Annotated in this window: 18 protein-coding genes; 2 read left to right on the top strand and 16 right to left on the bottom strand. The window is 66.0% G+C overall.

All coding sequences use genetic code 11. From position 1 onward, the window contains the following. Window positions 1-9 precede the first annotated feature (9 nt). From ybgF to aspS, 15 genes are all read right to left on the bottom strand, one after another. Entirely contained in the window at window positions 10-828 is an 819-nt protein-coding gene (gene ybgF, locus J7367_RS05950; protein WP_017156647.1) for a tol-pal system protein YbgF, read from the bottom strand. Between the two features lie 6 nt (window positions 829-834). Beyond that, the gene (gene pal, locus J7367_RS05945; protein ID WP_003482562.1) at window positions 835-1353 is read right to left on the bottom strand and encodes a peptidoglycan-associated lipoprotein Pal; all 519 of its coding nucleotides are present in this window, start codon (window positions 1351-1353) and stop codon (window positions 835-837) included. 57 nt (window positions 1354-1410) lie between these two features. Beyond that, window positions 1411-2730: a Tol-Pal system beta propeller repeat protein TolB gene (gene tolB / locus J7367_RS05940; protein ID WP_003482565.1), complete on the bottom strand. Its 1320-nt coding sequence runs from the start codon at window positions 2728-2730 to the stop codon at window positions 1411-1413. A 188-nt stretch (window positions 2731-2918) separates the two neighbouring features. Next, window positions 2919-3959, bottom strand: coding sequence for a cell envelope integrity protein TolA (gene tolA / locus J7367_RS05935; protein WP_017159323.1), 1041 nt, complete (start codon window positions 3957-3959; stop codon window positions 2919-2921). Next, window positions 3949-4398 (bottom strand): protein TolR, encoded by a 450-nt coding sequence (tolR, locus tag J7367_RS05930; protein ID WP_017156650.1) that lies wholly within the window; start codon window positions 4396-4398, stop codon window positions 3949-3951. The genes tolA and tolR overlap by 11 nt, the downstream gene beginning before the upstream one ends. A 157-nt stretch (window positions 4399-4555) precedes the next feature. Further along, window positions 4556-5335 (bottom strand): protein TolQ, encoded by a 780-nt coding sequence (gene tolQ, locus J7367_RS05925; RefSeq protein ID WP_008578063.1) that lies wholly within the window; start codon window positions 5333-5335, stop codon window positions 4556-4558. A gap of 11 nt (window positions 5336-5346) precedes the next feature. Then, window positions 5347-5805, bottom strand: a complete 459-nt coding sequence (ybgC, locus tag J7367_RS05920; RefSeq protein ID WP_017169053.1) for a tol-pal system-associated acyl-CoA thioesterase — start codon at window positions 5803-5805, stop codon at window positions 5347-5349. Between the two features lie 52 nt (window positions 5806-5857). Further along, the gene (ruvB, locus tag J7367_RS05915; protein ID WP_041019372.1) at window positions 5858-6898 is read right to left on the bottom strand and encodes a Holliday junction branch migration DNA helicase RuvB; all 1041 of its coding nucleotides are present in this window, start codon (window positions 6896-6898) and stop codon (window positions 5858-5860) included. A 332-nt stretch (window positions 6899-7230) separates the two neighbouring features. Then, window positions 7231-9135, bottom strand: a complete 1905-nt coding sequence (locus tag J7367_RS05910) for a potassium transporter Kup (protein WP_057659602.1) — start codon at window positions 9133-9135, stop codon at window positions 7231-7233. A 196-nt stretch (window positions 9136-9331) separates the two neighbouring features. Next, the gene (ruvA, locus tag J7367_RS05905) at window positions 9332-9916 is read right to left on the bottom strand and encodes a Holliday junction branch migration protein RuvA (protein WP_003482577.1); all 585 of its coding nucleotides are present in this window, start codon (window positions 9914-9916) and stop codon (window positions 9332-9334) included. 157 nt (window positions 9917-10073) lie between these two features. Continuing rightward, entirely contained in the window at window positions 10074-10598 is a 525-nt protein-coding gene (gene ruvC, locus J7367_RS05900; protein WP_007967208.1) for a crossover junction endodeoxyribonuclease RuvC, read from the bottom strand. Window positions 10599-10728: 130 nt separating this feature from the next. Further along, window positions 10729-11457, bottom strand: a complete 729-nt coding sequence (locus J7367_RS05895; RefSeq protein ID WP_017156656.1) for a YebC/PmpR family DNA-binding transcriptional regulator — start codon at window positions 11455-11457, stop codon at window positions 10729-10731. Between the two features lie 89 nt (window positions 11458-11546). Further along, window positions 11547-12224 (bottom strand): alpha/beta hydrolase, encoded by a 678-nt coding sequence (locus J7367_RS05890; RefSeq protein WP_057659605.1) that lies wholly within the window; start codon window positions 12222-12224, stop codon window positions 11547-11549. Window positions 12225-12321: 97 nt separating this feature from the next. Then, the gene (locus tag J7367_RS05885; protein WP_005913643.1) at window positions 12322-12849 is read right to left on the bottom strand and encodes an N-acetyltransferase; all 528 of its coding nucleotides are present in this window, start codon (window positions 12847-12849) and stop codon (window positions 12322-12324) included. A gap of 423 nt (window positions 12850-13272) precedes the next feature. Then, complete coding sequence (gene aspS / locus J7367_RS05880; protein WP_057659606.1) at window positions 13273-15039, bottom strand: aspartate--tRNA ligase; 1767 nt, start codon at window positions 15037-15039, stop codon at window positions 13273-13275. Between the two features lie 157 nt (window positions 15040-15196). Here aspS and J7367_RS05875 point away from each other — a divergent pair, with 157 nt between their 5' ends. Further along, window positions 15197-15961 carry a DUF3011 domain-containing protein gene (locus J7367_RS05875; RefSeq protein ID WP_007967215.1) on the top strand — a complete coding sequence of 255 codons (765 nt, stop codon included), beginning with the start codon at window positions 15197-15199 and terminating at the stop codon, window positions 15959-15961. A gap of 84 nt (window positions 15962-16045) precedes the next feature. Here J7367_RS05875 and J7367_RS05870 read toward each other — a convergent pair whose 3' ends face one another. Then, on the bottom strand, window positions 16046-16339 hold the full coding sequence (locus J7367_RS05870) for a zinc ribbon domain-containing protein (protein ID WP_057659608.1): 294 nt from the start codon (window positions 16337-16339) through the stop codon (window positions 16046-16048). Window positions 16340-16810: 471 nt separating this feature from the next. Here J7367_RS05870 and J7367_RS05865 point away from each other — a divergent pair, with 471 nt between their 5' ends. Further along, window positions 16811-18055 (top strand): MFS transporter, encoded by a 1245-nt coding sequence (locus J7367_RS05865; RefSeq protein WP_022558716.1) that lies wholly within the window; start codon window positions 16811-16813, stop codon window positions 18053-18055. Window positions 18056-18258: the final 203 nt, after the last annotated feature.

Here is an 18258-nt window from a genome sequence, read left to right as displayed (position 1 = left end):
CGCGCAGGCTCAGCGCAGTTGCTGGCCGAGACGGATGGACTGCAGGCGCTCCTGCGCAACGCGTGCCGCGTCGGAGCCAGGGTACTGCGTAGCGACCTGCTGCAAGGTCTGCTGGGCCTCGTTGTTCTTGCCTTCGCCGTACTGCGACAGGCCAAGCTTCAACAAGCCGCCGGCGGCCTTGTCATGGGTGGGATAACGGCTGACGAGATCGCGGAACTGCGTCTCGGCAAGCTGGAAATTGCGGGTGGCGTAATAGCTTTCGCCCAGCCAATACAAGGCATTGGGGGTATAGACGCCGTTGGGATAGAGCTCCAGAAAGCTCAGGAACAGCTGCGATGCATCGTCGTACTTGCCGTTCTTCAACGCATCGAAGGCCACGTTGTAGGCAGTACGTTCGTCGTTGCTGACGGCCAGGGTGCCCGGGTCGCCATGGACGGTGGGCGGCTTCTCGGAAGTTGCCGCCACTGCGGGCCGCGCGGCAGGTGCCGGGGCCGGGGTCACGCTGCCGGTCGCTGGGGGCAATGGCGGTGTTGCGCCACCTGCGCCTTCCAACCGGTTCAAGCGTCCATCCAGGTCCAGGTATTGGTCCTTGGACTGCTGCTTGAGTTGCTCATTGTCGTGCTGCAGCTGTTCGACGGTCGACCGCAACGCCTGCAGGTCCGAACGCGCCTGCTGCAGCTGATTGAGGAGATCGTTGTTGGCCTGGCTATTGGCCTGCTGCTGCTCGAGCACGGCCACACGATCAGCGAGACTGGCTCGCTGGGCGTATGCCGGCGCGGCGACCACAAGGGCCGCCGCGACGAACAGGGATGTCACTCGAAAGCGCATCGCTTCTTACTGAGCCGTGTACACGATTTCGACGCGGCGGTTCTGCGACCAGCAGGACTCGTTCGACTCGGTGCAGACCGGACGCTCTTCGCCGTAGCTGACGACGGTCAGCTGGCTGGCCGAACCGCCGGCAGCCTGCAGCGAGGACGACACGGCATTGCCGCGACGCTCGCCCAGACCCATGTTGTACTCACGCGAACCGCGCTCGTCCGCATTGCCCTGCAGGGTGATGCGCGAGGAAGGGCGGTCACGCAGGTACTTGGCGTGGCAAGCCATGATGGCCTGGAATTCCGGCTTCAGGGAGTCCTGATCCAGATCGAAGTAAACAACGCGCTGACGCAGGCAGGCATCGGTATCCAGGTCGCCCGGGCCGTACAGGCCAGAGGTGGACGGGCCGGTGGGAACCGAGGAACCAGCGGTGGTATCGGTCGCAGGAGGCGGAGTTTCCTTCACCTTCTTCGAGCAACCAGCCAGCACAGCAACGGACAGCAGGGAGACAAGCAAGACGCGGGTGGACTTGTTCATGGGGTACCTATGGAGGCTCTGGGCCAATGAGTGGTTTAACGCAGCGAAATATTAACATTAATGCGCGGTTCGGTAAGGCCCCCATGCGGGTTCTCTCACATCGCCGTCGGCCAGCACCAGGCGCTGGCGGACCCGAGCGTCGGAAGAGACCGCGTACAGCACGCCACGGCCGCCTTCGCGTGCGGCGTACAACACCATGCTGGCGTTAGGCGCAAAGCTCGGCGATTCGTCCAGCGAACCCGGCGACAGCGTGCTCCAGCTGGGCGAACCCAGGCTGCGGTCCATCATCGCGATGCGGTAGGTGTTGCCGCTGCCCTGTGCCACGGCAATCTTCTTGCCGTCGAACGACACGCTGGCGGTGGCGTTGTAGTTGCCTTGGAAGGTCACGCGGTTGGCGCTGCCGCCGCTGGCTGCCACCTGGTAGATCTGCGGACGACCGCCACGATCGGAGGTGAAGTAGATGCTGCCGCCATCCGGCGCCCAGGTCGGCTCGGTGTCGATGCCGAAGTGGTTGGTGAGCTGGGTCAGCTGCTTGCTTCCCAGGTCCATTACGTAGATTTCCGGGTTACCGCTGCGCGACAGCGCCAGCGCCAGGCGACGCCCGTCCGGCGAGAACGACGGTGCGCCGTTGATGCCGCGGAAGCTGGAGACCAGCTCGCGTGCGCCGGTGGCGATGTCCTGCAGGTAGATCGACGAGTTGCCGCGCTCGAAGCTCACATACGCCAACTTCTTGCCGTCCGGGCTCCAGTTCGGCGACAGCAGCGGCTCGGCCGAACGCACGATGGTTTGCGGGTTGTAGCCATCCGAGTCAGCCACCATCAGCGCATAACGCATGGCGCCGCCCTTGCCGCTGGCGGTCACGTAGGCAATGCGGGTCCAGAATGCACCGCGCACGCCAGTGATTTTTTCGTAGATGGCATCGGCCATCTGGTGCGAAACATCGCGCATTGCGTTGGCACGCGCGGTCATCGCCAGGCCCAGCATGCGCTCGCCCTTGGCCACGTCGAACAACTCGTATTCGACCCGGTATGCGCCTTCGCCGGCGTCCATGACGCGGCCGACCACGATGTAGTTCTGCTTGAGGGTGCGCCAGGTCTGGAACTGCACCTCGGTGCCACGGGTCGGCTTTTCGACGATCTGCGCAGCCGGCAACGTGCGGAACTGGCCGGAACGATCCAGGTCGGCGCCGACCACGGCGGATACGTCGGTCTGCGGCGCGGTGCCCGAGCCCTGATAGGGCATCGGAATGACGGCGATCGGCGTGGCAGACGCGCTACCGCCGACGATATCGATGGTGAGGCCTTGCTGCTGCGCGAGTGCGCTCAGCGGCAACAACAGGGCGGTCAAGGCGGCTAGCCAACGCAGCGGTTTTTTCATGGACGGCTCGGATCGGGCAGGAAAAGTGTGCAAGGGATAGCAATCAACGAGTGAACATACTCGCAATCGTGAATGAGGTGACGTGAAAACGGAGCGAGCGATGGTGTAGCGACATGGACAGCCCCATGGACGATAACGCGGGGTGGCATCAGGCTGCGGCGACAGTGGTCGCCGCAGCCAGACCAGGGTCACTGATCCTGCGCCGTGAACACAAAGGTCAGGTTGCGCTGGAACACCGATTCGAAACCGCGGTAGGGCAACGGCTGGGCGCTCAACACGGCGGCTTCGATCGAACGCTGGCCAGCCTCGTCGTAGGGGCAGCCGGGTGCTACCTTGGCCTCCATCACGCTGCCGCCCGGCAACTGGCGGATGTTGATGGTGCATTTTTGGCCTGGCGGCACCGACGGCGGACGCACCCATTGCGCCAGCACTTTCTGCTGGATCGCGGCAGCGTACTTGGCCGACAGGTCGGTACTGGTACCGCCCTGCCCTGCGGTCGGCTGCGCGCTGGTCGCCGCGGCCGCGGAGGCCTGTTGCGCACGCGCGGCCGCGACCTGGCGCAACTTCTGCTCGGCCAGCGCCATTTCCTTATCGGCTTGCGCGCGCTGACGACGGATCTCGGCGATCTTCTTCTGGCGTTCGGCTTCTTCCGCCGCCTGCTGTGCGGCCGCCTGTTTCTTCTTGGCGTCGGCTTCTTCCTGCTGCTTGGCCAGGCGCAATTTCTGCTCGGCCTCTTCCTGGCGTTTGCGCTCGGTCAGGTCGATCTGCTCCTGGCGACGCTTGGCTTCCTGTTCCTGCTTGGCCTTTTCGGCGGAAATGGCCAATGCATCCACGCGCTCCTGGTCGACCTTGTCGGGCTGGGCGACGCGCTCCTGTGCCTGCGCCTGCTGCGGCGTGGGTGCATCCTGCGGGCGCGGCTCGGGGATCGGCTGCGGCGGTGGCACGCTGTCTTCCGGCGCGGGTTCGGGCAACGGCGCAGGCGGGGGCGGCGTTTCGACCGGCGTGGCCTTCAATGCCTGGCGCGCAACCCGCGCCTCGGCAGCCGACACGTCCAGCGAGGCCTCCATGCTGGGGTCGCCGGCTGCCGGTTCCACCGAGCGTTCCGGCGACCACAGCCAGCCGGCGATGAACACCAGCGCGACCAGGACGTGCACGACCAATGCCAGTACGACCGGTCGAAACCAGCCGTCGTCGCGCGCCGTCTGCGTGGGGAGCGCGTCAGCGTGCATCGCTGCCTGCGCTGCCGCCGGAGTCGGAAATCAGGCCCACCTTCTCGACCTTGGCCTGCTTGAGCACGTCGATGGCGTCCATGATCTTCTGGTACGGCGCGGCGCGATCGCCGGCCACCACCACACGTGCGTCCTTGTCCTGCGCCACGATGGCAGCCAACTGTGCCTGCAGCGCGGCCACGTCCATCGCCTGCGGCTTGCCCTTGGGCAGTTGCAGCGCCAATTTGCCATCGGCAGCGACCACCACCACCACCGGGTCCTGCTTGCTCTCCAGCGCCTTGGCGCGCGAGCTGGGCAGACTGACGTCGGTGCTCAGGGTCAGCAGCGGTGCGGTGACCATGAAGATGATCAGCAGCACCAGCATCACGTCGATATACGGCACGACGTTGATGTCGGATTTGAGCTTGCGCTTCTTACGACGGGAAATACCGGAGATCATCGCGAAACGTTCCTAATTAATCCTCGGCGCCGGGCGGCAGTGGAGTCGCGCGGCGCCCGGGTGAGGGACAGCCGCGCATCACGCTGTGCATCGACGCGACTGGCTCGCCCGGCCACGTCCCGCATCAAACCGTGCGGATGCATGCCGGGAGCGCGCATCACTCGTCCGCGCCAGCCTGGCGCTGCAGGATGGAGCTGAACTCGTCGGCGAAGGTCTCGTAGCGCACCGACAGCCGTTCCACGCGGGTGGTGAAGCGGTTGTAGGCCCACACCGCCGGAATCGCCACGAACAGGCCGATGGCGGTGGCGAACAGCGCTTCGGAGATACCCGGCGCCACGGCCGCGATGCCGGCCTGCTCGCCGCTGCTGACCATGTCGTGCATGGTCACCATGATGCCGAACACGGTACCGACCAGGCCGACGTACGGCGCGGTGGAGCCGATGTTGGCCAGCAATTCGAGATTGCGCTCGAGCTGGTCGACCTCACGGGTAAAGGCAGTGCGCATGGCGCGCTGCGCGCCTTCCAGTTGCACGCGCGCGTCCAGACGGCGGCGATCGCGCAGGCGCGAGAACTCGCGGAAGCCGCTTTCGAACATCGACTCCAGACCGCCAACGGTCCGGTTGCGGTCGGTTGCCGAGGCATACAGCTTGGCCAGGTCCGCACCGGACCAGAAGCGGTTCTCGAACTCGTCGGCCTCGCGATTGGCCAGCTTGAACGCACGCGCCTTGCGGAAAATGATCACCCAGCTGATGAACGAGCCGATCAGCAGCAGCAGCACGATGATCTTGACCGGGATACTGGCGCGCAGGATCAGGTCCACATAGTTGATGCTGCTGTTGTGCGCCACGCTGGCGGTCTGCGCCGCGGCAGCGGCGACGTCCTGCGGTAGTGCTTCCACTACCGTGTCCTGCAGGGCCAGGAGCAATGCAATCGACATCCGTTCGTTCCTCAGTAATCGGATTCTGGGGTTTCTAGAGCTTTCAACACGTCATACAGCGCATCGTCCATGCCACGCGGACGGAAGTCGCTGGCACCGAGCGCGGCAATGCGCACCTCGGCGGTCAGCAGCACTTCGCCTTCGCGACGGACCGATTGCGCGAACAGCAGGCTGGCCCGTCTGCATCGCAGCAACACCGCCGACACTGACAGCGCGTCGTCGAGCCGGGCCGGCTTGAGGAAATCCAGTTGCATCGAGCGAACCGCAAACACCAGGTCGTGCTCCTGGCGCATACGCTCCTGCCCGTAACCGAGCGCGCGCATCCACTCCGTGCGCGCACGTTCCATGAAGGCAACGTAGCGCGCGTGGTAGACCACCCCGCCGGCATCGGTATCTTCCCAGTAGACGCGTGTCGGCCAACTGAATACCGGCGGGGATTGGGGATTCGGGAATCGGGATTCGATGGTCATGGGCACGGAGCTTCGTTCGGGACGGCCCAGGTTGGCGACCAACAGAGCGTTCTCAAAACAGGTCTCCCGGTTCGCCGATGCCCGGGGCGCGGTCGCGCGGCGGTTTCAGGCCCAGATGCAGATAGGCCTTGGGCGTGACCATGCGGCCGCGCGCGGTGCGGACCAGAAAGCCCTGCTGGATCAGGTACGGCTCGATGACATCTTCCAGCGTGCCGCGCTCTTCCGACAGCGAGGCGGCCAACGATTCCACGCCGACCGGGCCGCCGTCGAAGTGCTCGACGATGGTGCGCAACATGCGGCGGTCGAGCTCGTCAAAGCCTTCCGGGTCGACCTTGAGCATCTGCATGGCCGCCTGCGCCACCGGCAGATCGATATGCCCGGCCGCCTTGACCTGTGCGTAGTCGCGTACGCGACGCAGCAAGCGATTGGCGATACGCGGGGTACCGCGCGCGCGGCGTGCGATTTCCGCCGCGCCTTCGGGCGTGCAGTCGATGCCGAGGATCGCCGCCGAGCGGATCACGATGCGGGTCAGTTCCTGCGGGGAATAGAACTCCAGCCGTTGCACGATGCCGAAGCGGTCGCGCAGCGGTGCGGTCAGCAACCCGGCACGCGTGGTGGCGCCGATCAGGGTGAACGGCGGCAGATCGATCTTGATCGAACGCGCAGCCGGGCCGTCGCCGATCATGATGTCGATCTGGAAATCTTCCATCGCCGGATATAGCACTTCTTCCACCACCGGCGAGAGGCGATGGATTTCGTCGATGAACAACACATCGTGTGGCTGCAGGTTGGTCAGCAGCGCGGCCAGATCGCCGGCCTTTTCGATCACCGGGCCGGAGGTCACGCGCAGGCTCACGCCCAGCTCGTTGGCGATGACGTGACTCAGCGTGGTCTTGCCGAGCCCGGGCGGGCCGAAGATCAGCACATGATCCATCGCCTCGCCACGCGCCTTGGCCGCCTGGATGTAGATCTCCATCTGCTCGCGCACCGGCTGCTGGCCGAGATAATCGGCAAGGCGCTTGGGACGAATGCTCGCATCGGCGGCGTCGTCTTCGCGGGTGGAGCTGCTGGCGATGATGCGCTGCTCGGTCATCCGACCATCTTCTCATGCCGCGCGCGGATGGCACAGCATCTAGACATCAAGCTCGGCCTGGCGCATGCCTGGACCGTGTTATGCACTTTGAGATGAGATGGGTTGGCTGCCAGCGGTGCGGAGCCGGTGCTGCGTAATGCCGGCTTGGCCGGCGCCAAGCCGCGCGGGGCGCGCTCCGTGCCGCTCACGGCCAACCCTCAGGAAGCGCCCTGCGGCGCGCCGATACCGCGTTGCGCGCCTTGCCCAGGCAGCCAGCCTGGCGGGCCGCAGCGCACGCCTTGTCTCGACGCGGCACAGACGCTTGGCAATCACCTCACACTACATGACACGCGCTAGATCTCGACTTGTGCGCCCAACTCCACCAGGCGGTTGCCGGGGATGCGGAAGAATCCGGTGGCCGGGGCGGCATTGCGGTGCATCAGGGCGAACAGCTTGTCGCGCCAGATCGGCATGCCGCGGTTGGCGCTGGCCACGATGGTTTCGCGGCTGGCGAAATAGGTGGTGTCCATCGGATCGAAATAGATCCCGCCCTGATCGCAGGAGCGCATCAGCGCCAGCGGCACGTCCGGGGTCTCCATGAAACCGAAGCGCACATGCACGCGGTAGAACTCGTCGCCGATCGCGTCGATCTTCAGCCGCTTCCCGGCGGCCGCGTACGGCACCTGCAGGGTTTCCACGGTCAGGAACACATTGCGCTCGTGCAGCACCTTGTTGTGCTTGAGGTTATGCATCAGCGCGTGCGGCACCACCATCGGGTCGGCGGTCAGGAACACGGCCGTCCCGGGCACGCGCACCGGCGGTGCCAGCATCAACCCGGGCAGGAAGGTGTCCAGCTTGATGCCGTCCTTGCGGATCTCGTCGTGCAGCAGCTTGCGGCCGCGGCGCCAGGTACGCATCAGGGTGAACAGGATCAGGCCCAGCAACAACGGGAACCAGGCGCCGTCCAGGAACTTGATGATGTTGGCGTAGAAGAACGCACAGTCCACCGCCAGGAACACCAGCGCGAACAACCACAGCAGCGGCGCCGGCACGCGCGGGTTGGCACGTGCGTAGATGATCATCAACACGGTGGTGATCAGCATGGTGCCGGTCACCGAGACGCCGTACGCGGTGGCCAACGAGGCCGAGTCGCCGAAACCGATCACCGCCACCGCCACCAGCGCCAGCAGGCACCAGTTCACCGCCGGCACGTAGATCTGGCCGATGGTGGAGTGCGAGGTGTGGCGAATGTGCATGCGCGGGATGTAGCCGAGCTGCATGGCCTGGCTGGCCACCGAATAGGCGCCGGTGATCAGTGCCTGCGAGGCGATCACCGTGGCCGCGGTGGCCAGCACGATCATCGGGTACAGCGCCCACTCCGGCACCGCCTCGTAGAACGGGTTGCTGACCGCGGCCGGATTGCGCAGCACCAACGCGCCCTGCCCCAGGTAGGTCAAGGTCAGCATCGGCAAGACCACGAACTGCCACGAGCGGCGGATCGCCTTGGCACCGAAATGGCCCATGTCCGCGTACAGCGCTTCGCCGCCGGTCACCGCCAGCACCACTGCGCCGAGCACGAACACCGCATGCCAGTTGTGTTGCGCGAAGAAGCGCACGCCCCACCACGGATTCAGCGCATGCAGCACTTCCGGTGCGCGGGCCATGTTGTAGACGCCGATCGCGCCCAACGCGAAGAACCAGAGCAGGGTGATCGGCCCGAATGCCTTGCCGACGCGTTCGGTGCCGAAGCGCTGCGCCAGGAACAGCATGCTCAGCACCACCAACGTGATCGGCACCACGAACGGCTCCAGCTTGGGCGCGGCCACCTCCAGGCCCTCCACCGCAGACAGCACCGAAATCGCCGGGGTGATGACGCCGTCGCCAAAGAACAGCGAGGCGCCGAAGATGCCGAGGATGCCGACCACATACATCGAGCGCGAGCCGCCCGGCAGGGTGCGCTGCGCCAGCGCGGTCAACGCCATGATGCCGCCCTCGCCATCGTTGTCGGCGCGCATGATCACGGTGACGTATTTGAGCGTGACCACCAGCATCAGCGCCCAGAACACCAGCGACAGGATGCCCAGCACGGTGTCGTGGTCCGGGGTCAGCCCGTAGTGCGGCGAAAACGCCTCTTTGAGCGTATACAGCGGGCTGGTACCGATATCGCCGAAGACGACGCCGATCGCGCCGATGACCAAGGCGGTCTGGCTATTGGCGGGCGCGTGGCTGGAGCCGGCTGATTTGGGGGTGTGAGACATGAGGTGGGCAGTTTTCGCCAGACAGCGTGAAGAAGATGAGGGAGACAGCACCTATCGAAGGTGCCTGCACTGACGTCACAGGCACCCAAGGTACGGGCTGGCCGCGGGCAAGGATGCGCAGTGTACGGGCCGCCCCTGTCGATGCCGAGTGCCGGCCGCGCCCGCTTTGCAGCCAGGCGATGGTCCGTGGCCGCGCCTAGCGCAGCGCGGCTTGCAGCGCCTTGCGAATGACGGTCGCGACCTCGTCGCCTTCTGCACCGGCGTCGCGCGCCATGCGGGCGGCCTCGGCCGGCTTGTAGCCCAGCTGTTGCAAGGCCACGGTGGCTTCGGAAACGGCATCGGGCCCCAACTGTCCGGTAATCGGTGCACCGCTGCTGAAATCGGCGGCGCGGTCGCGCAGTTCCACCACCATGCGCTCGGCGGTCTTCTTGCCGATGCCGGGAATGCGCGTCAGTGCCGTGATGTCGCCGCTGGTGATCAGGCGGGCGAACTCGTCCACGCTGACCCCGGACAACACCGCCAGCGCGATCTTGGCGCCGATGCCGGTGACCTTCTGCACATCGCGGAACAGCCGCCGCTCGCCCTCGCGCAGGAAGCCGTACAGCGACACGCTGTCTTCCTTTTGCGCGTAATGGGTAAACAGGATCACGTCGCGACCGACATCGGGCAGGTCGTAGAAGGTGCTCATCGGCGCCTCCAGCTCATACCCCACCCCACCCACGTCGATCACCAGCCACGGCGGCTGCTTGTAGGCCAGGATCCCGCGCAGACGGCCGATCATTGGGCACCGCCGTTGTGGTGCGGGGATTGGGGATTGGGGATTGGGGATTGGCAAGAACCCTCGCTGCCGTCAACAACAGTCTCACCCCGACGAAGCGGTGCAGCGCGCGCGGACTCGACTTTGCGAATCCCCAATCCCAAATCCCGAATCCCGATTGTCATTTCTTGCGGCTCCAGGCCTGTTGGGTATTGACGCCCAGGCGTTGCGCGGTGGCGCGCACGTGGGCGTGAGTGATGGCGACCGCCAATGCGTCGGCAGCGTCGGGCTGCAGCTTGCCATTCAAGTTGAGCATGATGCCGACCATGTGCTGCACCTGCACCTTGTCGGCGCCGCCCTTCCCGACCAGCGCCAGTTTGATTTCCTTGGCCGCGTATTCGTGCACGGGCAGGTCGCGCATGACCACCGCGCAGATCGCCGCGCCGCGCGCGTGGCCGAGCTTGAGCGCCGAAGCGGCACTCTTGCCCATGAACACCTTTTCGATCGCGACTTCATCCGGCCGATAGATCTCGATCAACTCGCCCAAGCCCTGCAGCAGGCGCTTGAGCCGCTGGGAGAAATCACCCTCGCCCAGCAGCATCAGCGGCGCGTGGTGCACATGCCGGGTGCGACCGCCCTCGTCGATATCGATGATGCCGATGCCGGTGCGCTGCGAACCCGGATCGATGCCCAGGATGCGGGTCATTGAGCGGCCGGGAATTGGGAGTCGGGAATCGGGAATGGGTAAAGCGGCCTACTGGCGTGCTCGACATTGCCGAGCGATGCAGGATGCTGCTGTTTCGATTCCCGATTCTCCATTCCCGATTCCCGGCGCCTCAGGCGCCAAGCGCCGCTTGATCGACGTTCGAATACACGTCCTGCACGTCGTCCAGGTCTTCGAGCATGTCCAGTAGCTTGCGGACCTGCACGGCGGTATCGCCGTCCACGGCGATGTCGTTGTCGGCGCGGAAGGTGATTTCGGCGTGTGCCGGTTCCAGCCCTGCAGCGACCAGGGCGTCCCTGACCTGGGCGAAGGCGTCCGGGGCGGTCAGCACGTCGATGGCTCCGTCTTCCGGGTACACCACCACATCGTCGGCGCCGGCTTCGATGGCGGCATCGGTGAGGGTGTCTTCATCGATGCCGGCAGCGAAGCTCAGCACGCCCAGGCGCTTGAACATGAAGGCCACCGAGCCCTCGGTGCCCATGTTGCCGCCGCATTTGCTGAAGGCATGGCGCACATCGGCCACGGTGCGCACGCGGTTGTCGGTCAGGCAGTCCACGATCACCGCCACGCCGCCGGGCGCGTAGCCCTCGTAGCGCACTTCTTCGTATTCCACCCCTTCCAGCTCGCCGGTGGACTTCTTGATGGCGCGCTCCATCACGTCCTTGGACATGTTCGACGACAGGCCCTTGTCCATGGCGGTGCGCAGACGCGGATTGTTGGACGGGTCGCCGCCACCGGCGCGGGCGGCCACGCTGATCTCGCGGATGATCTTGGTAAACATCTTGCCGCGTTTGGCGTCGGAGGCGTTCTTGCGGCCTTCGATCGAGGGACCTCTACCCATGGGTGGTTCCAGACTGGCTTCAATGACAGGGCGCGGATTTTACCTGATTGCCTGCCTTCACCGGGGCAGCGCCATCCGCCGGCGCATGTTCACGGCTGGAAGCGGCCGGTGCGCAGAAAGGCCAGCGCCTGTGCGGCGGCTTCGGGCGAGCGCAACAGCCCGCTGTGGCTTGCCCGCACTACGCAATGGTCGCGCAGCCCGGGCAGGCGGGTTTCGGCCAGCGTCACGGTGCCGTCCGAGTCACCTTCAAGGGGGGCGAGCCAGCGACCGATCCCGCGCGCCACGTTGCCGGCCACCTGGCCGATCTCGGCCTGGCCGTCCCAGCGCACAAAACCCTGTTGCAAGATCGCAGCGCTGCGGCCCATCGCCCATCGCCCGCCACGCTGCGCCAGCCCGCGCGCGGCGGCGCTGCCGCACAACGGCGAGCCCAGGCAGACCACGCGACGCACCGGCAGGTCGGGCGCATCCTGCAATGCCTGCAGGGTCATCAGCCCACCCAGGCTGTGACAGATCACCAACTGCACGCGGCTGGCGCGCAGGCGTTCGATCAGATGCGGCACCGCATGCGCGGGGCCGCCGAGCACGCTGGCGTAACCGAACAGCGCAGGCGCCAGCCCGTGGGCACGCATCCGCCGCGCCAATGGCAGCAGCCAGTGCGCGGTGTTCCAGATGCCATGCACCAGCAGCACGTCGGCGGTCGCGGCGCTCGCCTCCTCGCGGGGACTGCGCCGCGGCGGCGCCGGGCTAATGGGTGATGCGCTGGACACTGAGATGGTTACCGGCAGAGGGCGTCAGCTGCGTGTGCGGTGCGCGCTGGATGCCAGGGCCAACGCGCAATGGCAACCGGCGGCAGCACTGGTGCGTTCAGTCCGCTGCCAGCACCGGCCTGCGCCGCAGGATGTATTCGCGGTCGACGATCTTGCCAACCGGAAAATCGTATTCGCCCACCTTTTCGAATCCGTAGCGGGCGTAGAAGCGTTGCGCGCCGAAATTCTCCGACCACACGCCGATCCACAAGGTGCGTGGACCGTCGCGCTCCAACCATTGCAGTGCGGTTTCGAACAATCGGCTGCCCCAGCCGCTGTTCTGATAGTCCTTCAGCAGATACAACCGCTTCAGCTCCCCATCGCCGGGACGCACCTGGTCATGCGGCAGTCCGCAGGGGCCGGCGGCCGCATGGCCGACCAGCAGGTTGTCCATCTCCAGCAGCCAGATCGCGTAATCCGGGTGCGCCAGCACGGTCCGCGCGCGCTCCACGGCATAGGTCTCTTCCAGAAAACCGCGCAGGTCCTCTTCCGGATACAGATGCCCGAAGGTTTCGGTAAAGGTCTGCGCGGCCAGAAGCGACAGCGCTTCGGCATCGTCCGGCGTGGCGCGGCGAATGCGGGTCATGCGGGCCCCTCTGGCAAGTCGACGCGGCAGCTTCTCGCATGCCGCGGCGTTGCTGCAAGTGGGGAATGGAGAATCGGGAATCGGGAATTGTCGAGCGCCCTGCGCGCCGGACACTGGATGCGTCTGCTCGGCTGGTGGTGTGAGCACCCTGAGGTCTTATTGACATGTGCGATGGAGTGGCACAAAAAGCGCTGCATCGCCTGCTTGAGCCTGCGCGCAGTTCCTCTGCAGGTACTGAGGTTTTAGGAAAGTCGCCGTGCGAGATTTGGGGGGAGCGACCTACGCACGCGAGCTGCGCGTGAAGCTGTTCGATCCGCGCGCTGAGTGCAGCGCGGACCGGCCGGCAAAGCCTTGCGCGCAAACTGCTCGCTGCGCATGAGCGCACACGGCCACGCAACGGGCGTGGCCGTGTGCGATGGCGGATCAGACCTGCTTCGGGCGCACCTGCACGTGCACTTCGGCGAGCTGGTCGGCAGCGATCGGCGACGGGGCGTCGGTCATCAGATCCTGCGCGCCGGTGGTCTTGGGGAACGGGATGACGTCGCGAATCGACTCGGTACCGGCCATCAGCGCGGCGATGCGGTCGATACCGAAGGCGATGCCGCCGTGCGGCGGTGCGCCATAGTTCAAGGCATCCAGCAGGAAGCCGAACTTGGCGCGCGCCTCTTCGGCACCGATGCCGAGCAGTTCGAACACTGCGCTCTGCATGTCCGGGCGATGGATACGGATCGAGCCGCCGCCGATTTCATTGCCGTTGAGCACCATGTCGTAGCCGCGCGAGACCGCAGTGCGGGCATTGGCGCGCAGGTCGGCAATATCGTCCACCGCCGGTGCGGTGAAGGGGTGATGCAAGGCGACGTAACGCTGCGCCTCTTCGTCCCATTCGAACATCGGAAAGTCGGTGACCCACAGCGGCGCCCAGCCGTCGGCGATCAGGTTGAACTCCTTGCCGGCCTTCAGGCGCAGCGCGCCCATGAAGTCGGACACCTTGGTGTAGCCGCCGGCACCGAAGAACACGATGTCGCCATTGCCGGCGCCCACATGCTTGAGCAGCGCGGCGAAGGATTCTTCACTGAAGAACTTGGCGATCGGCGAACTGACCTCGCCGGTCTCCGACAGCTTGATGTAGGCCAGGCCCTTGGCGCCGTATTTGGCGGCGTGCGCTGCGTATTCGTCGATCTGCTTGCGCGACAGGCTGGCGCCACCGGGAATGCGCAGCGCGGCGACACGCCCATCGGCATCGTTGGCGGCAGCGGTGAACACCGGGAATTGGCTGGCCTTGACCAGCTCGGCCACGTCGACCAGTTCCAGCGCGATGCGCAGATCCGGCTTGTCCGACCCAAAGCGGCGCATCGCCTCGGCCCAGGTCATGCGCGGGAACTGCGCAGCCAGGTCCACGTCCACCACTTCCTTGAAGATGGCGCGGATCATGTCTTCGACGAAATCCTGCACGTCGCGCTCGCGCACGAAGGCGAACTCCATGTCGAGCTGGGTGAATTCCAGCTGGCGGTCGGCGCGCAGCGCTTCGTCGCGGAAGCAGCGCGCGATCTGGTAGTAGCGGTCGAAGCCGGCCACCATCAGGATCTGCTTGAACAGCTGCGGGCTCTGCGGCAGCGCATAGAATTCGCCCGGATGCATGCGCGCCGGCACCAGGAAGTCGCGCGCGCCTTCCGGGGTGGCCTTGGTCAGGATCGGGGTTTCGATGTCCTGGAAGTCGCGCGCATCCAGATGCCGGCGCAGCGCCTGCACCAGCTTGATGCGGGTGCGCTGCATGCGCTGCATCTCCGGACGACGCAGGTCAAGATAGCGGTACTTCAGGCGGGTTTCTTCGCCCGGATTCTCACGCGCGTGGAACGGCAGCGGCGCGGCCTTGTTGAGGATGCTGATGCGCGTGGCGATCACTTCCACCTTGCCGCTGCGCAGCTTGTCGTTGACCGCATGCCGCGCGCGCACCACACCTTCCACCTGCAACACGTCCTCGTAGCCCAGGCTGGCGGCCACCTTGAACAGCTCTGCGCTGGCGTCGTCGCCGGCCACCGGTTCCACCGTCACCTGCACGATGCCCTCGTGGTCGCGCAGGTCGATGAAGCACACCCCGCCCAGGTTGCGGGCCACGTCGGTCCAGCCGGCGAGAGTGACGGTTTGGCCGATCAAGGTCTCGTCGACCAGGCCGCAGAAGTGGGTACGCATCGAAAGCTCCGCTGAAAACCCGACGCAGGACAGCGCCGGAAAGCCGGATATTCTGGGGCCGGCGGGCGACAGGAGCAAATGCGCGGGCGCTCATGGGCGCTTAAGTCAGCGCCCGGCTGAATAGGCGCCACGCCCCTCCTGCACCAAGGACGACACGATGCTGCGCACTGCCCTGCTGCTCTCCGGCTTCGGCCTGATCACCTTGACCGGCGCCTTTGCCAGCGTCACTGCCAGCGCCCAGGAGCGCGGCTGGAACGGCCCCAGCATCACCTGTTCCAGCAACGACAATCGCCGTCGCGAGTGCGATACGCCGTTCCGCGGCCGCGCGGTACTGGTGGAAAACATCTCTGGCACGCGCTGCATCGAAGGCCGCAACTGGGGCAGCGAGCGCGGCCGGATCTGGGTGGACAACGGCTGTCGCGGCCGTTTCGTCGAAACCCGCAACGGCGGCGGCTGGGGCGGCGGCAATGGCCCCGGCGACTTTGGCGGGGTCGCTGGAACGGTGCGCTGCGAGAGCAACGATCAGCGTCAGAAGATCTGCGATACCGGCTGGCGCCGCGCCATGTTGGTGCGCCAACTCTCCAACACACCCTGTGTGGAAGGCCGCAACTGGCGCCAGGAGGGCGGCCGGATCTGGGTGGACGACGGCTGCCGGGGCGAATTCGCACAGGCCCGCGGCGGCGGCTGGGACGGCGGTTATGGCGGCCGCGACGACCGCCCCGGCAACGGCTACACCATCACCTGCGCCAGCGACGACCGGCGCCTGCGCGCCTGCGCCTGGGATGGCCGCTATGGCCGCCCGGTACTGACCCGCCAGTTATCGGACACACGCTGTGAGGAAGGCCGCAGCTGGGGATACGACGATCGTCGCGCCACGGTGTGGGTCAACGATGGCTGCCGGGGGCGTTTCGAGGCGCGCTGAGGCAGCGAATGGGCGCGCCGCGTGCGGCTGGGTCCAGGGGTTGGGACTTCCGCCCTGCCAGCGGCTGCGGCGCGCTGGTCCGGCTCAGGCGGGGTCGGACGCTGGCTTGGCGGCTGGCTTGCTCTCCGCGGTCGCCGCCGGTTTGGCATCGCCACCGGTGCCGCTGCTTTCGGTGAGGTTCTTCTTTTTCTCGCCGGCGGACTTGAAGTCGGTCTCGTACCAGCCGCTGCCGGACAGGCGGAAAGACGGCGCGGTGACCTGGCGCTTGATCGTGGCCGCGGCGCAGGCCGGGTAGGTTTGCGGATCGGGGTCGGCCATTTTCTGTAGGCGGTCGAATGCGTGGCCGCAGGTAGTGCACTGGAAACCGTAGATGGGCATGGCAAGGATCAGCCGAAGACGTTGCAAGGGGCGCAAATTCTAGACGCATGCGGGCTGGCAAGTGCAGTGCCTGGCGACGGGCAGCGGGCCGCCGCTGATGCGTGTACATGGCCGGCGCCAGGCGACGGCGGCAATGCGCGATGGCCGCTTCGACAGCCGCACATGTCGATGCGCTGGCTTACCGACGCAATGCCGTACCACGCTACGCGCAGGCATGGCTGGCGGCAGCATGGCGGCGAGTGCGGCGCACGCCCCCTCTGCGTGCGCGCCATGCGCGCCACGCATGCATGGGTTGCGCACCCAAGCAACGCAACGAATGCGCAACCACAAAACCGCGGGCTGCGGCAATCACATCCCCACGCAATCGCTAAAAACGCGCACGCGCCAACGGCGCCGATCGAGCCGCACCGACCAGGCTGCTACACTCGAACACGTGATCGACGCGCCTTTCCCCCCACGAGGGCCGCATCCATGTTGCGGTTGACTGCCTTATTGCTTGGCGTTGCCCTGCTGCTCACCGGTAGCGGGTTGCTGGGCACCCTGCTCGCCGTGCGCGGCGATCAGGCCGGTTTCGATGCGCGGGCGTTGGGGTTGATCATGTCCGGCTACTTCGCCGGCTTCTTTCTCGGCACCTTCTTTGCACCACCGCTGATTCGCCGCATCGGCCATATCCGCGCATTTGCGTTTTATGCGGCGCTGGCGGCCATTGCGGTGTTGCTGCATCCGATCTGGTTGAACGCCTGGGGCTGGGGCGTGCTGCGCCTGGTGACCGGCGCGGCGCTGGTCGGCCTGTATACGGTGATCGAAAGCTGGCTCAACGCCGAGCCGGACGCGCGTCGGCGCAGCCGGGTGTTTTCGGTCTACATGGCGATCAATCTGTCGGCGCTGGCACTGGGCCAGGTCCTGCTCACCATCGGCGATGCGGGCGCACCGGCGATGTTCACGCTGACGGCGATCCTGATCTGTGCGGCAATGATGCCGGTGATGACCACGCGCCTGATTCCGCCCGAAGTGCCGCATGTCTCGCGCCTGCGACTGAAAACGCTGTACGCGTTGGCGCCGGTGGCAACCATCGGCGCGGGACTGTCGGGCCTGGCGATGGGTGCGTTCTGGGGCTTGTTGCCGGTCTACGCCAACCGCATCGGACTGGATGCCGACGGCGTGGCGATGTTCATGCTCACCGCCATCGTGGGCGGTGCGGTGCTGCAGTGGCCGATCGGGCGCATCAGCGATGGGCATGACCGCCGCATCGGCCTGGTGACCGTGAGCGCGCTGGCCGCTGCCATCGCGATCGCTGCCGCATTGCCGATGGTGCAGACGCAGACCACCGTGCTGTTCGTGCTGTTCTTCGTCTATGGCGGGTTGGCGTTTTCGCTGTACCCGTTCGCGGTGGCGCACATGCTCGATTACCTGCCGCGCGAAGACCTGCTGTCCGGCAGCAGCAGCTTGTTGCTGGTGCATGGCGTAGGTGCGGCGATCGGCCCGGCGTTGGCGGGCGGTGCCATGCAGAAATTCGGCCCGGCCGCGCTGCCGGTGTACTTCGCAGTGATGCTGTTGGCACTGGCTGGATTCACGCTATCGCGGCTGCTGCGCTTCGCCCGCCGCCGCACCCATCCGATCGCCTTCCGCCCGATGCTGCGCACCACGCCGTCAGCACTGGAGTTGATGCCGGAAACACAGCAGACCGAAGCGCCGCCGCACGCCAGGCACCGCTGACAACACTGTTTCGCGCTGTTTTCCAGGATGCTTGAACGGTTCGATCAGCGGACTGCAGAGGTGCGGCTGCGACCAGCACTGCTTCGATAAATCCCGACACTTTGCGCGCTCTGAAAAGCGATTGAATGCTGTTGCTGCGTCGGCGGCAGGCGGATGATCTGTTGCTTGGCTGCAGGGCCCTTGCACGCCAACTATTGCGGGAC

This window comes from Xanthomonas sp. D-36-1 (assembly GCF_017746155.1).
Lineage (GTDB): Bacteria > Pseudomonadota > Gammaproteobacteria > Xanthomonadales > Xanthomonadaceae > Xanthomonas > Xanthomonas cissicola.
The sequence above is the reverse complement of the archived record's forward strand: the minus strand, read 5'-3'. Positions and strand labels throughout refer to the sequence as shown.

Bases quoted from the DNA above. Each gene is read 5' to 3' on its own strand.
- ybgF (WP_017156647.1), bottom strand. From the start codon at position 828: ATGCGCTTTCGAGTGACATCCCTGTTCGTCGCGGCGGCCCTTGTGGTC.
- pal (WP_003482562.1), bottom strand. From the start codon at position 1,353: ATGAACAAGTCCACCCGCGTCTTGCTTGTCTCCCTGCTGTCCGTTGCT.
- tolB (WP_003482565.1), bottom strand. From the start codon at position 2,730: ATGAAAAAACCGCTGCGTTGGCTAGCCGCCTTGACCGCCCTGTTGTTG.
- tolA (WP_017159323.1), bottom strand. From the start codon at position 3,959: ATGCACGCTGACGCGCTCCCCACGCAGACGGCGCGCGACGACGGCTGG.
- tolR (WP_017156650.1), bottom strand. From the start codon at position 4,398: ATGATCTCCGGTATTTCCCGTCGTAAGAAGCGCAAGCTCAAATCCGAC.
- tolQ (WP_008578063.1), bottom strand. From the start codon at position 5,335: ATGTCGATTGCATTGCTCCTGGCCCTGCAGGACACGGTAGTGGAAGCA.
- ybgC (WP_017169053.1), bottom strand. From the start codon at position 5,805: ATGACCATCGAATCCCGATTCCCGAATCCCCAATCCCCGCCGGTATTC.
- ruvB (WP_041019372.1), bottom strand. From the start codon at position 6,898: ATGACCGAGCAGCGCATCATCGCCAGCAGCTCCACCCGCGAAGACGAC.
- J7367_RS05910 (WP_057659602.1), bottom strand. From the start codon at position 9,135: ATGTCTCACACCCCCAAATCAGCCGGCTCCAGCCACGCGCCCGCCAAT.
- ruvA (WP_003482577.1), bottom strand. From the start codon at position 9,916: ATGATCGGCCGTCTGCGCGGGATCCTGGCCTACAAGCAGCCGCCGTGG.
- ruvC (WP_007967208.1), bottom strand. From the start codon at position 10,598: ATGACCCGCATCCTGGGCATCGATCCGGGTTCGCAGCGCACCGGCATC.
- J7367_RS05895 (WP_017156656.1), bottom strand. From the start codon at position 11,457: ATGGGTAGAGGTCCCTCGATCGAAGGCCGCAAGAACGCCTCCGACGCC.
- J7367_RS05885 (WP_005913643.1), bottom strand. From the start codon at position 12,849: ATGACCCGCATTCGCCGCGCCACGCCGGACGATGCCGAAGCGCTGTCG.
- aspS (WP_057659606.1), bottom strand. From the start codon at position 15,039: ATGCGTACCCACTTCTGCGGCCTGGTCGACGAGACCTTGATCGGCCAA.
- J7367_RS05875 (WP_007967215.1), top strand. From the start codon at position 15,197: ATGCTGCGCACTGCCCTGCTGCTCTCCGGCTTCGGCCTGATCACCTTG.
- J7367_RS05870 (WP_057659608.1), bottom strand. From the start codon at position 16,339: ATGCCCATCTACGGTTTCCAGTGCACTACCTGCGGCCACGCATTCGAC.
- J7367_RS05865 (WP_022558716.1), top strand. From the start codon at position 16,811: ATGTTGCGGTTGACTGCCTTATTGCTTGGCGTTGCCCTGCTGCTCACC.